The sequence below is a fragment of the Phocaeicola abscessus CCUG 55929 genome (assembly GCF_000312445.1).
In the GTDB taxonomy this organism is placed as follows: Bacteria; Bacteroidota; Bacteroidia; order Bacteroidales; family Bacteroidaceae; genus Phocaeicola; species Phocaeicola abscessus.
In genome coordinates this window covers 532,841-548,326 of record NZ_HE997182.1, presented here as the reverse complement: position 1 = coordinate 548,326, position 15,486 = coordinate 532,841, and the positions used below count along the sequence as shown (strand labels likewise).

The window sequence follows — 15,486 nt, the reverse complement described above, 5'->3', positions numbered from 1 at the left end:
TGTCGTATTCAGTCAAACTAAAACCAGTTATGAAAATAAGTATGAATCATTTTATGCACAAGTCGCTTTTTGTCCTCTGTTGTTTTTCATCTGTAAGTGCTGCATTCTCCGAAAACATTCCCTATTGGCAAGACATCTCAGTGACTTCTGTCCAAAAAGTACCCGCACGTTCCGCATTTATGTCGTATCCGGATCGAGCCACCGCATTAAAAGGCGATTATGAAGCCAGCCCATATTACGAACTACTCAACGGGACGTGGAATTTCTATTATGTCGATGCCTATAAAGATCTGCCTGCGAATATCGAAAAGCCCGGGGCCGCCATCAACTGGAAAACGATAAAAGTTCCGGGAAATTGGGAGATGCAAGGCTACGGTGTGGCTATCTACGTCAATCAACCTTACGATTTCCAACCCAGGAATCCGCAACCGCCGTACTTGCCCGAAGCCAATCCTGTCGGGGTATATCAACGTGAATTCGAAGTTCCGACAAATTGGGCGGGACGCAACATCTACCTGCATCTCGAAGGGGCGAAATCCGGTGTGTACGTGTATCTGAACGGTAAAGAAGTGGGATATAACGAAGATGCGAAAGATCCCGCCGAGTATCTGATCAACGATTATTTGCAGGCAGGAAAGAATTACCTCGTTATCAAATGTTATCGCTACAGTACCGGTTCTTATTTGGAATGTCAAGATTTCTGGCGGATGAGCGGCATTGAACGGGATGTCTATCTGTTTTCTCAACCGAAAGTCGCCATACAAGATTTCAAAGTCATTTCTACCTTGGACGATTCTTACCAAAATGGGCTTTTCAATTTAGCCATCGATATCAACAATCAAGATGCGGATCATTCGTCTATCAGCCTCTCCTACGAACTGCTCGACGAGCAGGGGAAAACCGTCGCCTCCGGCGAACGACAGGTTAATGCCGCCCACGGAATGACCCGGAAAGCCGCGACATTCGACGCCGGTCTGCCTGCCGTCAAAACCTGGACCTCCGAACACCCTCACCTGTATCAATTACTCATTGCTGTAAAGGAAGGAGGACAGCCAATCGAAGTCGTTCCATTCCACGTAGGCTTCCGCAAATTCGAGATCAAAGCTATTGATCGGAAAGCGGAAAACGGGGAACCGTATCACTGTTTTTTTATCAATGGTCAACCAGTCAAGATGAAAGGAGTGAACATCCACGAGCATAATCCGGAAACAGGTCATTACGTAACGGAAGAACTGATGCGCAAAGACTTTACACTGATGAAGCGACATAATATCAATACGGTCAGGCTCTGCCACTATCCGCAAAGCCACCGTTTTTACGAGCTTTGCGACGAATTCGGAATATACGTCTACGATGAAGCGAACATCGAAAGTCACGGAATGGGATACAGCTTGAATAAGGGACGCTCGTTGGGAAACAACCCCGAATGGCTTGCCAAACACATGGATCGTACGGTAAACATGTACGAACGGAACAAGAACTATCCCTGCGTGACCATCCTCTCTTTAGGAAACGAAGCGGGCAACGGATATAATTTCTATATGACTTACAATTGGCTGAAAGCTCAGGAAAAAGGCGCGATGAACCGTCCCGTCTGCTATGAGCGCGCCCAATGGGAATGGAACACCGATATGTATGTTCCGCAATACCCCGAAGCCGAGTGGTTCGAGCAGATGGGCAGAAAAGGCAGCGACCGCCCGGTGATCCCCTCGGAATACGCACACGCCATGGGAAACTCCACCGGCGGACTGTGGGCGCAATGGAAAGCGATCTACAAATATCCGAACTTGCAGGGAGGTTATATCTGGGATTGGGTCGATCAGGGCCTGCTGCAAAAAGATGAAAAAGGAAAAGAATTTTACGCTTACGGCGGCGACTTCGGTGTCGATGCGCCGAGCGATGCTAATTTCCTCATCAACGGGATCGTAGGCCCCGATCGCAGCCCGCACCCTGCTATGAAAGAAGTGAAATATGCTTATCAGAACGTAGGCTTCGACCTGATCGACGCCTGCGAAGGCATATTCCGCATTACAAACCGGTTCTATTTCTCCAACCTCAAAGACTACGAAATTACCTGTACGGTCAAAGAGAACGGAAAAGTGATTAGCACTCGTAAGTTGAACCTGGATGTAGAGCCGCAGGCCTCGAAAGACATCACCATCGACGTGAAAAACTTGAAAGCGAAAAAGAATGTCGAATACTTCGTTAACTTTGCCGTAACGAATAAGGTAGCCACTCCTTTAATCCCTGCGGGGACCAATCTCGCCAACGACCAATTTCGTCTGCCTGTCGATCCGATAAAAGACCGTTTCGTCACAGGCCATCCGATGAAAGTGAGCGAAAACGGCGATCACATCACGTTAACAGGAAATAACCTGACTTTCGTTTTCAACAGGAAGAGCGGCATGGTGACCTCTTATAAAGTGGGACGTACGGAATACCTCCAAGACGGATTCGGCTTACAACCCAACTTCTGGCGAGCGCCGACCGACAACGACTACGGCAACGGAGAACCGAAACGCACCCATGTCTGGAAAGAGGCGAGCAAGCACTTCGACGTCGTTTCCGTCGAGTTGAATGACAACGCGTTGAAGATTCTCTACAAATTACCGGCAGGGAATACCTATACTGTCGCCTATACTTTCGGAAAGAATGGAAATGTTCATGTGGATTGCAACTTCACTCCCGCCGACATAAAAGCGGAAGTACCGAGAATCGGACTTCGCCTCCGTGTTCCGGCCGAAATGAATCGGGTGGAGTACTTCGGTCGAGGACCGGAGGAAAACTATATCGATCGGAAGGCCGGCAGTTCGGTCGACCTATACCAAACGACGGCGGAAGCGATGTATCACCCGTACGTCCGCCCGCAAGAAAACGGGCATCGCACGGATACCCGCTGGGTTATAATCGCCGGCAAGGGGAAAGGACTGAAGTTCGTCGCCGATACGGTACTCGAGTTCAATGCTTTGCGTAACAGCGTCGAGGACTTCGATTCGGAAGAGACGACCACCCGCCCGCGACAATGGAGCAACATGTCGGCTCAGGAAGTGGCTGACCGCGACGAGGCGAAAGCCAAGGATGTGCTTCGCCGCCAGACGCACACCAACGACATCGCTCCGCGCGACTTCGTCGAGGTATGCATCGACATGCAGCAACAGGGCGTCGGTGGATACGACAGCTGGGGCTCGGAGCCGGAACCCTGGGCGAAGCTCGAACCGAACAAGCGTTATCAGTGGGGATTCACCATTTGCCCCGTGAAATAAATCCGCACCGAACAGCAGAAAAGCGGATATGCTGTAGAAAGGAGACTCAAACGTTAATAACCATTAAATAGAAACGCTTGGGGAAGTGCGGATATGCTATAATCGAATGACAATCACTATCTTTGCACGCCTTTTCCTAAGGATAGGCGGCAATAGTGCCAAATAAAAGAAAAACAGAGAATGAAAACATTTGAAGAATTAGGCGTTTCTCCTGAGATACGGAAAGCGATCGAAGAGATGGGATACGTGCATCCCATGCCCGTACAGGCAGAAGTGATTCCGTATTTATTAGGCGAGGGGAACGATGTGGTGGCTCTGGCTCAAACGGGAACCGGGAAAACGGCGGCATACGGATTGCCTCTTATTCAGCGGACGATCGTAGAGGAGAAGATTCCGCAGTCGTTGATCCTTTGTCCCACAAGAGAACTTTGCCTGCAAATCGCCGGCGATCTGACCGATTATTCGAAGTATATCAAAGCACTGAAAGTGCTTCCCGTATACGGAGGTTCGTCCATCGAAAGCCAAATCCGCATGCTAAAGAGCGGCGTCCACATCATCGTGGCTACACCCGGGCGTTTGCTCGACTTGATTGAACGAAGAGTCGCCAAGCTCGACGCGATTAAAAACGTAGTCATGGACGAAGCCGACGAGATGTTGAACATGGGATTCTCGGAAGATCTGAACGCCATCCTCGAGCAGGTTCCTCAAGAACGGAACACGCTCATGTTCTCCGCCACTATGAGCAACGAAATCGCCCGCATCGCCAAGCAATACCTACACGAGGCTAAAGAAATCACCATCGGTACCAAGAACGAAGGAAGCAACAACGTCAACCATATGGCATACATCGTGCATGCGAAAGACAAGTATGCGGCACTGAAACGCTTAGTGGACTATTACCCCCAAATTTACGGCATCATCTTCTGCCGAACCCGCATAGAGACGCAGGAGATCGCCGACAAGCTGATTCAAGACGGTTACGACGCGGATTCGCTGCACGGAGAACTGAGTCAGGCGCAGCGAGACTTCGTCATGCAGAAGTTCCGCCAGCGCCATCTCCAGCTGTTAGTCGCTACGGACGTGGCCGCACGCGGCCTGGACGTCAGCGACCTGACGCACATCATCAACTACGGATTTCCCGACGACAACGAGGTCTACACGCACCGAAGCGGAAGGACGGGACGCGCTGGAAAAACTGGCATATCCATCGCCATCATCAACATGAAAGAGAAGGGCAAGCTGCGCAATATCGAACGCACCATGCAGAAAAAATTCACGATAGGGAATCTGCCTACCGGCAAAGAGATCTGCGAACAGCAATTGCTCAAGGTCATCGACGACGTAGAAAAAGTAAAGGTCAACGAAGAAGAGATCGAAGACTTCTTGCCGAACATCTACCGCAAATGGGAATGGCTATCGAAGGAAGACCTCATCAAACGGATGGTTTCGCTGGAATTCAACCGCTTTCTGGAATACTACAGCAACGCCGAAGACGTAGAAACGCTGTCGGCCGACAGCAGGAAAGCGAACGACCGTAAGGAAAGAGGAGCAAACCGTGAGCGACGGGGACGGTCGGCCGAAAGAGGCTATACTCGCATCTTCATCACGCTGGGCAGAAAAGACAGAATAGCCCCCACCAAGCTGATCGATTTGATCAACCGTCACACGAAAGGAAAACATATCGAAGTGGGACGCATCGACTTGATGCAGAACTTCTCGTTCTTCGAAGTGATCGAACCGCAAGCGGACGAAGTGATCCAAGCGCTGAACGGTATTCGGATGAAAGGGAGAATAATCAACGTCGAAGCGGCCGACGAAAATAAAGGCAACAGCGATAAGGCGGGAAAGAAACGCCATCCGGACAGAGAAGCACGTCGAAAGGAAGAACGTCCGAAACCACACCGAAAGGACAGAGCCGGACGAAAGGAAAAAGACTACCCCATCCAAGCACCGAGAAAGAAAGACGATTGGAAGCAATTCTTCGTTCGAGACGAAGGTAAGCGGAAAAAGAGGAAATGAGAAGAGCGCGAATCGCTGCGAAATAAACTTCGGTTTAGATGCTACCGAGCCACTCGGCGGAAGCTAAAATCCGTTTTAGGCGCTGTCGAGCCACTCGGCGGGAGTTAAAATCCGTTTTAGGCGCTGCAGAGCCACTCGGCGAGGGCGCCTCCCACATTCGATACGAAAAAACGAGGGGAGAGGAAGCCGTATCAGTCCACCAGTTTCAACTCTTTGATCAGCCGGGAAGCCTTGCCGTATTTGTCGATCATATAAAGCACGTAACGGATATCGACACCGATGCACCGCTGCAAGTTCGGTTCGAAGACGAGGTCACCGCTCATCGCTTCCCAATTCCCGTCGAAAGCCAGTCCGATCAATTCGCCCTTTCCGTTAAACATTCCGCTGCCGGAATTACCGCCGGTAATATCGTTGTCGGAGATGAAGCAGACGTTCATGTCGCCTTTCGCGCCATACCGGCCGAAGGCTCCCTTTTTCAACGTCTCGAGTACGGAATCCAAGACCTCGTAATCCGGGTTCTCGCCGGCCCCCTGCTGTTTTTCGAATATTCCCTTCGTCGTGGTATAATAACGATGATGCACGCCGTCTTTCGGGTCGTATCCGTTCACCAGTCCGAAGCTCATCCGCATGGTAGAGTTCGCATCCGGATAAAAAGTCGCTTCCGATTCCATCGCCCGCAGCGCGGCGGTCAGCAATCGTTCGTCCCTATGGATAACCTCGCTGCTCTCGCCCATCCGAGCCTTGAGCGCCATATACTCGGCAAGCACATTTATGGCAATCTCCACCGCCGGGTCTACGTAGGTCGTATCACCGCCGAAGATACGTTCCATACCGCGGGGCGTGTCCATCTCCGTCGTCCGGTACAGCTCGTCCACGAACGCCTGGGTGCTGCCGTCGAATCTCCCGTCGATATCCTTGTAAAGCGGCAACAGGTAGGCGGTATCCGCATGTTCCCGATACATATCGAGCATGGCGACACACAGTTTTTTGTCCGTAACCGCGTCATAATCCTTGTAAAACTCCTCCATTCTGCGTTTGAACCTTGCCTTTTCCTCATCGGTAGATTCCTCGTCGACGAACATCGATAAGGTTAGCGCGGCCTGAACCAATTCCGGTCCGTCCAGAAACGTCTCGCGGAAATAGACCAGCGTCCGCTGCAAATCTTTCCGCTCGGCATACCTGTGCTTCAGCTCCGCAAAGATCGGTTCGTATTCGGCGCGTCGTTCGGACTTCTTACCGACCCACGTACGAATCCGCTCTTCCAAGATCCGTTTTTTCTCGATCACATTCAAATCCTTGATGGCTTTGTTCATGCCGATGCTGTTTTTCCAATAATTGGAACTCGAAGCGAATTTGGAAGCATACTTGATACGCAGCGTATCGTTCCCGTCCATCGCTTTTTTCAGAATGTCGAGTTTGACCGTGCGGACATCGATCAACGCTTCGTTATTGACGTTCATCCGCTCTTCTACTCCGTACGAAGACAAATAGCGGCTGGTCGATCCGGGATACCCTATCGTCATGCAGAAGGAGCCTTCGTCGTACCCTTTCAGCGAGACAGGAGCGTAATAAATCGGATGATAGGGGACATTGTCCGGAGCATAAGCAGCCGGTTCGTTCTCTTCGTTCGCATAAATCCGGAACACGGAGAAGTCGCACGTGTGGCGAGGCCACATCCAGTTGTCCGTATCGCCGCCGAACTTACCGACCGACGAAGGAGGCGCAAATACCAGCCGGACATCGTTGTAATCCTTATAAACCGACAGGTAGAATTCGCTCCCGCCATAGAACGGACGGACGTCGGCCCGGAGCAACGTGTCGTTCTCAATCGCTTCCTCCACGATCATATTCGAAATAGAATCGATCAGAACGTTGCGCCGCGACTCGTCGACTCCCCGGGGGATGACTCCCAACACTCGGTTGGTCACATCTTCCGTCCTGATCAGGAAACTGACGAACAAGTCCGGATTCGGCAACTCTTCCCCATACGATCGGGCGACAAACCCGTTCCGCAAATAATCGTGTTCGACGGAACTGTGTTGCTGAATCATCTCGTAACCGCAGTGGTGATTGGTGAAAACCAGGCCGTCAGGCGAAACGACTACGCCCGAGCAAAACCCTCCACCCAAGCTGACAATCGCATGGCAAAGACTTTTTCCGTTCGGATTATACAACTGTTCGGGCGTCATTTCCAAGCCCAAATCCTTCATCCATTGTCGCGTCTCGGCAGTCATGAAACCTGGTAACCACATCCCCTCATGCGCTGAAGCGACGAGCGGTGAAAACAAGAGTATAAAAAGCAACTTCTTCATTTTTATTATATCGATTTAATTATTTTCTGATCAAACGGTTGACGAAAGGGATCTCCCTCAAAGGCAAATCCTTTTTAACGATATAGGCTATAAAAACAAACAACAACAAGGTACGTACGGCCAGCGTCGAGAGCATATCCTCGAACGGCAAATACTCGGCAACGAGGTACAAGATCATCGCGATCGAAACGTAGACGAATATACCTTTCAAATCATAACGGACGGGGTATTTCTTTTGCCCTACCGCGTAAGACAGCAACATGGCTACCGCGTAACCGGCAAAACCGGCCCAAGCGCAAGCCATATATCCGTAAACGGGAACAAAGATCACATTGACAGCTATCAAAACCGCACATCCGGCAAAGGAGAAATAAGCTCCCCACTTGGTTTCGTCTATCAGCTTATACCAAAACGACAGGTTGAAATAAACTCCCATAAAGATTTCGGCCATCATCACGACGGGAACAACTTTGAGCCCTTCCCAATAGTCGGGCTGCAAGATGTACTTCAACAAGTCTATATAAAACATGACCGCCAGGAAAGCTAACAGCGTGAAGATGATAAAATACTTCATTCCCTTGGCGTAGGTCTCCTTGCTGTCCTCGTCCCTACTTTTTCCGAACACGAACGGTTCGTATGCATAGCGAAACGCCTGCGTCAGCATGGCCATAATCATGGCGATCTTGCTGCAGGCCCCGTAAATGGCGAGTTGAGTTTTCGCTCCCGCTTCATCGGCATAGACATGCCGGAAGATGATCTTGTCCGCTACCTGATTCAATATGCCGGCAATGCCCAAAATCAGGATGGGATAGCTGTACATCAACATCCGCTTGACAAGTTCTCGGTCAAAACCCCGTTCGAATTTCAGCTGCGGAATCAATAAAAGTCCGACGATCGTCGTACAAATCAAATTGAACAGAAAAGCATAGAATACATCGCCTCCCTTCATAAACACGAAGTAAACGAGGTTGAACGCAATGTTCATTACGATAAACAATAATTTTAAGGCAGCAAAATGCAATGCCCGGCGCCGGTATCTCAAGTAAGCGAACGGAATGCACTGGAAAGCGTCCTGGGCGACGACGAAGATCATCATGCCGACGTACCAAGGGTGATCCGCATATCCCATTGCGGCAGAAATGGGTTTCAAAAAGGCCATGCTCCCGAAGACAAAGAGCAACGAAGTGCATCCGACCATTTTCAGGACGGTCGAGTATACCGTTTTCGGATTTTCCGTCTCCTTATTTACGAACCGGAAGAAAGTAGTCTCCATGCCATACGTCAGCAGGACCAGCCACAAGGCCGTCCATGCATAAATCTCGGTGACGATGCCGTAACCTCCCGATGCGGCAGTCATCGCCGCCGCATAAATAGGGACTAATAAATAATTCAGAAATCTGCCGACAATACTGCTCAAGCCGTAAATAGCGGTATCTTTCGCCAACGATTTTAGCCCGGCCATCTTCTACTCGTCAAACAACGTCCTTTCGCGCTGATAAAACCTGTTTCGTCCTAAATGCGTATATGCCAACTCCGTTACTTCACGGCCTCTCGGAGTGCGTTTCAAGAATCCTTCCTTGATCAGAAAGGGTTCATACACTTCCTCGATCGTTCCCGCATCTTCGCTTAAAGCGGTCGCAATGGTCGTCAAACCCACCGGTCCGCCGCCGAATTTATCGATGATCGTGAGTAAAATCTTATTGTCGATTTCATCGAGCCCGTACCGATCGATATTCAAAGCTTCCAGGGCGAAACGCGCTATGTTCATATCGATCTTGCCGGAACCTTTCACTTGCGCAAAGTCGCGCACGCGTCGAAGCAATGCATTCGCCACTCGCGGCGTCCCACGACTCCGGGAGGCGATCTCGGCCGCCGCACTCTCCTCGCAGGGGATCGCTAAAATTTTCGCCGAGCGGAGAATAATCTTCTTCAACACCTCGTCGTCATAATACTCCAAATGGAGATTGATGCCGAAGCGAGCTCTTAAAGGAGCGGTCAATAAGCCGCTCCGCGTAGTGGCGCCGACTAATGTAAAAGGGCTCAGCTCCAACTGGATGCTTCGCGCCGAAGGGCCTTTATCGATCATAATGTCGATGCGATAATCCTCCATGGCGGAATACAGATATTCCTCCACCACGGGACTCAATCGATGCATCTCGTCGATAAAAAGCACGTCGTTGGCTTCCAGGCTGGTGAGCACACCTGCCAAATCGCCGGGTTTATCGAGTACCGGCCCCGAGGTAACCTTCAGTCCCACCCCCAACTCGTTGGCGATGATCTGGCTCAACGTGGTTTTCCCCAAACCGGGCGGGCCGTGAAGCAACACGTGGTCGAGCGCTTCCGCCCTCAAGCGTGCAGCCTTTACGAAAATGCGCAGATTATCCACCACCTTGTCCTGACCGCTGAAGTCGGCAAAGTTCAGAGGTCGCAAGGCGTTCTCAAAATCGCGCTCGTTATTCGAGAGCTGTTGCTCATGTATGTTGAACTTTCCTTCCATACTTTATTTTTCATTCGTCAAGGCTCTCGCTTTCTTGCCCAAATACCCTCCATGGTGACGTTTACTGTAATCTTCGATCGTGAAGTTCGTACGTTTCATGGTTTCTACGACAAGAATATCGCCGATGACCGTCATCACGGTCGTCGAAGTGGTAGGTGTCATGCCCAAAGCGCAAACCTCGGCGGGATGACCGGTATAAAGACATACATCCGACTCTTTGGCCAGAGGGCTGTCCAAATTGCCGGTAATGACGATATATTTCAGGTGGGGATTCAATACGTGGGCCAACTGTGTCAATTCGAGGATTTCTCTCGTCTTTCCCGAGTTGGAAATCAGCAGCATGACGTCATTTTCCTGCAAGATGCCCAGATCTCCATGCTGTGCTTCGCTGGGATGGAGGAAAACGGCGGGGATTCCTGTCGAACAGAATGTCGTGGCGATGTTCATGGCTATTTGTCCGGCCTTTCCCATTCCCGTCGTCACCAATTTTCCTTTTTTCTTATGAACCTGTTCGACAATCAGGTCGACAGCCTTTTCATAGTCGTCTGCTATCGGAATGTTCAATACGGCCTTTGATTCTTTTTCCAACAATTCGTGAATAGATGCAATAATCGGTTCCATCGGTTTTTAAATTAAAAGTTCGGTTAATTCGTCCGGACTGTCGGCAACGGTAAAATAATTCTTTAATGGGCGATGAGCGAAACGTTGCACCTCCAGTCCGGCCAGAAAATCGATCATACCTTGCCAAAAGCCGTTCACATTATAAAATATCATTTTCTTATGATGATAATCCAGGGAAGCCGCAGCCATGACGTGAAAGATCTCGTCCAAAGTTCCCACTCCTCCGGGAAAAGCGACCAGCACCTCCGAGCGTTGGAGCATCGTGTCCTTTCTGTCGCTCAGCGTTCTGCAGGGAATCATTTCGTCGAGGATGGCGCTCGCTCTCTTCAATTCCAACATACGAGAGGGAATCACGCCTATTACCCGAGCGCCATACTGCTTAGCCGTCCGTGAGATACAATCCATCAATCCGACATTGGCGCCGCCGTAAATTAATGTTTTCTTGTGTTCGCCCATCCATTGTCCGAAGGCACTGGCATATTGAAAAAATACCGCATCAACATTCTCGGAAGCCGAACAAAACAGACCAATACGTTCCATATTCCGTTTCGCTTTACCCTACAAATATAGAGCAAATATCCGTATTTTTCGTCAAAGGCAATAACTTTTGTTGTATTTTTGTCGGTTGAATCAGAACGATTAGAAAAATGGCTTTTCAAACATATACCTTGCCGAACGGCCTCCGTATCATCCACGTTCCGACCACATCCCCCGTCACTTACTGCGGTTTTGCCATCAACGCCGGAACTCGCGACGAGCGTGCGGAACAACAAGGGATGGCTCACTTCGTAGAACACAATATCTTTAAGGGAACGAAAAGACGCCGCGCATGGCATATCCTGAACCGCATGGAAAACGTAGGAGGGAACTTGGATGCTTTTACGGGAAAGGAAGAAACGATCGTCTATATCGATTGCCTGAAAGCGCATTTCTCCCGAGCTGCGGAGCTGCTCTCCGATATCGTCTTCCACAGCACTTTCCCACAAGCGGAGATCGACAAGGAAGTGGAGGTGATCATCGACGAAATACAAAGTTATGAGGACAATCCCGCCGAACTGATTTATGACGATATCGAGAGCATGCTATTCAAAAATCATCCGTTGGGACGAAACATTCTGGGGAAACCCGAAGTATTGCGAAACTTCCGCACAACCGATGCACTGGCATTCACGAACCGGTTTTACCTTCCGGGAAACACGGTCTTTTTCGTGCAAGGGAATCACGATTTCAAACGTATCGTTCATACGATGGAAAAGTTGACGGCCGAACTGGAGAAAGCGAACTTTACCTATCGACGGACGGCCATTCCCCGTTACCAGCCTCAGCAACTCATCCTGCAGAAAAACACCCGTCAGGCCCACGTCATGATCGGATGTCGCGGTTATGAAGCAAGGAGCCGGAAGCAAAGCGCGTTATACCTGCTGAACAACATCTTGGGAGGGCCGGGGATGAACAGTCGCCTGAACGTATCCCTCCGCGAACGCCGCGGATTGGTCTATACCGTCGAATCGAACGTCTCGTCTTATACGGATACCGGCGTCTTCAGCATTTACTTCGGCTGCGATCCGAAAGATGTGCAGCTATGCATCGAACTTACGCAGAAAGAATTGAGGTTGCTGCGAGAAAATCTGCTGACCCCTGCCCAATTGAGTGCGGCGAAAAAACAGCTTATCGGTCAGTTAGGCGTAGCCAGCGACCATTTCGAGAACAACGCCTTGGAAATGGGAAAAATCTTCCTGCATTACAACCGTTACGACGAACCCGAGGCGATATATGCCCGAATCCACGCGCTTACGGCCGAAGAATTGCGAGAAGTAGCCCACGAGAAGTTCTGCGAAGACGACTTCTCGCTGCTGATCTACGCCGAAACGGAAGGATGATCACTTCCTGACGACAAAGCTTACTTCTTTCATCTTTCCGCTGAGTACGAACGTCTCGGCCGTCATTTGCTTCACGCCGTCGGATTCGCTCTTCGCATTCAAATGGGCAGGAATCCGGATATGCGCGGGCAAGTATCCGTCAGAAACAAGTTTTACCGCACACGCGTCATCGGTTATCCGATCCACATTCATCGTTACTTTCCCCGTCAAGGTGTACAGGTTCCTTACGGAAGAGTGCCCGGTTTCAATCAGCCATTCGAAAGGCATCGCGCCCAACAGGGTGATAAAGTCAGCACTGTTCTCGTAATAGAACGAGTTTAGCATCATGTCTATGATTCTTCCGTTCGCGCTTCCGTTGGGCTGCCAGGGAGCAAACGCCGGATTCCTCTTCGAGAATCGCTCCGCCGTCTGATAAGTATCCTGCGACATGCCGTATCTCAAACAAGTTTGGACGAGGATAAAGGCCTTCTTCCACTCTCCCAGTTTCAAATACACTTGCTGCCAATAATGCTCGCATTGATTGGTGTACATGATTTCCCGATCGAGCCCCCCCATAAACTCGCCGTCCGTATAATGATTTTCGAAAAAATCCATGAACTTTCGAAAAGTGTCCGCGCGGGGGTCCATAATGCCTACCAGCGCAATAGGCGTCATGCTGTCCGTGATCTCAAACTTGGGCTGGATGTCCTGCTTCACTCCCTCTTCCTGAACGATTCTTCCGATATAACCGTCCGGGCGCTTCAACAGGTCTATGGCTGCCAAGAGATCTCGACGATACATTTCCAATTGATTCCGCAACGTTGCCGCCTCCGGATGACCGATGTATTCCAAGAAGTCGACCGCTTTAGCGAATCCCCAAAAAGTAAAAACGTCCGTATCGGAAAGGCAATAACCCGTATCCGCATCGCATCCGACCGCCCAAGGCATCAAGCCGTACGTGGAGGGACGCGAGCCGTCCGCATTCAGCTTCCTCGTCGCCTTGACTTCTCCCTCGATCCAACGGACCGCTTTCAGAATCTTCGGCAGGAATTGTTCGATAAAAGCTTCGTCGCGGGAATAGAGATAATATTCGCAGGCCAAAACCAAAGCCATCCCCGTGGTGTTCGCCCAGCGGGGGCCGGTAGTTCCTACGGCACCTGCCGTCGTGGTAAACTTTCCGACGGGAGGGCAACCGGCATCCTGCAGAGAAAAGATAAAGTCGAGCCCCCGTTTCACGTCGTCGAACTGCCCGGTACGCAACATCGCCCTCAACATGTGGACGGCCTCGAAAACCCATACATAGAAACGCTCCGACGAACCACCCTGAGCCGGCTGATACGACGACTTTCCCGGATATTTAATCAGCATTTGCTTAATACTCAACTGCATTACGGAAAAGATGTCCGGCCAATGATTCTTATTAAAATCGAGCTGAGCGACATCGCCCGAAAGTTCCTTCGCGTAAGCATCCAACGCGGCCTGTTCAAGCCGGGCAGGCGACAGAGAAGCCAAACGGGCAAAATGCCGCTCCGTGGCCTGCGCGTCATCGACCAACAGTTTTATCGAGAAACTAGCCGTTTCGTTCGGCTTTACGGACTTATGCGCGTGAATCACATCCTGCATAGACTTCAACCGGTAAGGAGGCAGGACATAGCCCGACCCGAACCACACCTGAGGATAAAGCACCTCTTCGTAATCTTTATCGGCATAAGTCTTCGACCTTTCCCACTCCACCTGCATGTCTTCGGGAATCACCCGCCCTATTCGCTTATCCTCCTTATAAATATCCGTGCCTCGCAAAGAGATCTTGTCGTAGGGTCTCCACTTGGTATTGTCCCAATAAAAGGGAATGTAATGGTAGTCGAAGATCTCGTTCTCCGGATAATATCCCAATTTGGCCCTGACATGAGCGACTTTCTCCGAAGCGCTTTCGTTCTTCACCGAGATATGCACGCACAGCGCATGCTGCTCCTCATCGAGTGCAGCGACCGCATAGGTTATGTGATAGTAAACGTCGTTGGCATAATAGTCGGCAGACGCTACCGGGTAGCGATTGTCTTTCAGACTCAGCTTCGTCAAGTTGAAATCGGGCAGATAGGCCGGGTCGTCGAAGGCGAACTGCAACAGCATGTCGTCCTGTGTCTGCGCCGCTTTTATTTTCTCCGCATCGTTCGTAAGGTCTGTCGGAACATAACGGCGGGAAACCGCCATGGACGGATTGACATAGACCCAACTCGGCGAATGAACCGGCTGTATCTGCAAGTTGATCGTACGGGGAGGGGCATATCGGAAGGGCTTCTCTTCCAACAACTGAGGCCACGATTGATTGGCTAACGTCAGGAACGACCATTTCCCGGAATCGTCGACCATACTGTCGCCCTTGCACCCGAAACTTTCCGGAGTAATTCCGGGCACATACTGCTCGACAGACATGTTCCGTCCCCTTTGAGCTTGCAACAACAGGCTGCACATGGCACAGCAACATAAAAACAGTCCTTTCTTCATGCTATTTAAATTATATTGGTAAACAACTCTTCTTTCTCTCAATACATCTTTTTACCTGTGGGTAGGCCTGGGCTACTCGTATTTCTCCACGCCGCAGCCGGGCATACCGGTTACACGAACGAAGCAGGCGACCTGCCTGTAATGCGATTCGCCGCGCGGACGAAGAAGGCGGCTTGCCTGCGATACGACTCACCGCGCGAACGAAGAAGGCGACCTGCCTGCGATACGACTCGCCGCGCGAACGAAGAAGGCGACCTGCCTGCGATACGACTCGCCGCGCGAACGAAGAAGGCGACCTGCCTGCGATACGACTCGCCGCGCGGACGAAGAAGGCGGCCTGCCTGCGATACGACTCGCCGCGCGGACGAAGAAGGCGGCCTGCCTGCGATACGACTCGCCGCGCGGACGAA

The 15,486-nt window shown here is 50.8% G+C and carries 9 protein-coding genes; 3 read left to right on the top strand and 6 right to left on the bottom strand.

Annotation, left to right across the window (positions count from 1 at the left end; genetic code table 11):
- Positions 1-29 precede the first annotated feature (29 nt).
- Both BN102_RS02210 and BN102_RS02205 read left to right on the top strand, forming a co-directional pair.
- Positions 30-3,263, top strand: a complete 3,234-nt coding sequence (locus BN102_RS02210) for a glycoside hydrolase family 2 TIM barrel-domain containing protein (RefSeq protein ID WP_051007702.1) — start codon at positions 30-32, stop codon at positions 3,261-3,263.
- A gap of 180 nt (positions 3,264-3,443) precedes the next feature.
- Complete coding sequence (locus tag BN102_RS02205) at positions 3,444-5,282, top strand: DEAD/DEAH box helicase (RefSeq protein WP_019207431.1); 1,839 nt, start codon at positions 3,444-3,446, stop codon at positions 5,280-5,282.
- 191 nt (positions 5,283-5,473) lie between these two features.
- Here the strand turns inward: BN102_RS02205 and BN102_RS02200 are convergent, their stop codons facing one another.
- The 5 genes from BN102_RS02200 to BN102_RS02180 are packed head-to-tail and all read right to left on the bottom strand — an operon-like array spanning position 5,474 to position 11,252.
- Positions 5,474-7,594 carry a S46 family peptidase gene (locus tag BN102_RS02200; RefSeq protein WP_021311808.1) on the bottom strand — a complete coding sequence of 707 codons (2,121 nt, stop codon included), beginning with the start codon at positions 7,592-7,594 and terminating at the stop codon, positions 5,474-5,476.
- Positions 7,595-7,613: 19 nt separating this feature from the next.
- The gene (locus tag BN102_RS02195) at positions 7,614-9,056 is read right to left on the bottom strand and encodes a polysaccharide biosynthesis C-terminal domain-containing protein (protein ID WP_019207429.1); all 1,443 of its coding nucleotides are present in this window, start codon (positions 9,054-9,056) and stop codon (positions 7,614-7,616) included.
- A gap of 3 nt (positions 9,057-9,059) precedes the next feature.
- Positions 9,060-10,091: a Holliday junction branch migration DNA helicase RuvB gene (gene ruvB, locus BN102_RS02190; protein ID WP_019207428.1), complete on the bottom strand. Its 1,032-nt coding sequence runs from the start codon at positions 10,089-10,091 to the stop codon at positions 9,060-9,062.
- 3 nt (positions 10,092-10,094) lie between these two features.
- Positions 10,095-10,703 carry an SIS domain-containing protein gene (locus BN102_RS02185; protein ID WP_035456430.1) on the bottom strand — a complete coding sequence of 203 codons (609 nt, stop codon included), beginning with the start codon at positions 10,701-10,703 and terminating at the stop codon, positions 10,095-10,097.
- 15 nt (positions 10,704-10,718) lie between these two features.
- Positions 10,719-11,252 (bottom strand): LOG family protein, encoded by a 534-nt coding sequence (locus BN102_RS02180; RefSeq protein WP_019207426.1) that lies wholly within the window; start codon positions 11,250-11,252, stop codon positions 10,719-10,721.
- Between the two features lie 107 nt (positions 11,253-11,359).
- On the opposite strand from BN102_RS02180, the gene BN102_RS02175 reads away from it, so the two are divergent.
- Entirely contained in the window at positions 11,360-12,592 is a 1,233-nt protein-coding gene (locus BN102_RS02175) for a M16 family metallopeptidase (protein WP_019207425.1), read from the top strand.
- Here BN102_RS02175 and BN102_RS02170 read toward each other — a convergent pair whose 3' ends face one another.
- Positions 12,593-15,076, bottom strand: a complete 2,484-nt coding sequence (locus BN102_RS02170; protein WP_156810918.1) for a hypothetical protein — start codon at positions 15,074-15,076, stop codon at positions 12,593-12,595. It lies immediately after the preceding gene.
- Positions 15,077-15,486 lie beyond the last annotated feature (410 nt).

What these genes read in the sequence shown, in the direction of transcription:
- BN102_RS02210 (WP_051007702.1), top strand. Translation starts at nt 30, where the DNA reads ATGAAAATAAGTATGAATCATTTTATGCACAAGTCGCTTTTTGTCCTC.
- BN102_RS02205 (WP_019207431.1), top strand. Translation starts at nt 3,444, where the DNA reads ATGAAAACATTTGAAGAATTAGGCGTTTCTCCTGAGATACGGAAAGCG.
- BN102_RS02200 (WP_021311808.1), bottom strand. Translation starts at nt 7,594, where the DNA reads ATGAAGAAGTTGCTTTTTATACTCTTGTTTTCACCGCTCGTCGCTTCA.
- BN102_RS02195 (WP_019207429.1), bottom strand. Translation starts at nt 9,056, where the DNA reads ATGGCCGGGCTAAAATCGTTGGCGAAAGATACCGCTATTTACGGCTTG.
- ruvB (WP_019207428.1), bottom strand. Translation starts at nt 10,091, where the DNA reads ATGGAAGGAAAGTTCAACATACATGAGCAACAGCTCTCGAATAACGAG.
- BN102_RS02180 (WP_019207426.1), bottom strand. Translation starts at nt 11,252, where the DNA reads ATGGAACGTATTGGTCTGTTTTGTTCGGCTTCCGAGAATGTTGATGCG.
- BN102_RS02175 (WP_019207425.1), top strand. Translation starts at nt 11,360, where the DNA reads ATGGCTTTTCAAACATATACCTTGCCGAACGGCCTCCGTATCATCCAC.
- BN102_RS02170 (WP_156810918.1), bottom strand. Translation starts at nt 15,076, where the DNA reads ATGAAGAAAGGACTGTTTTTATGTTGCTGTGCCATGTGCAGCCTGTTG.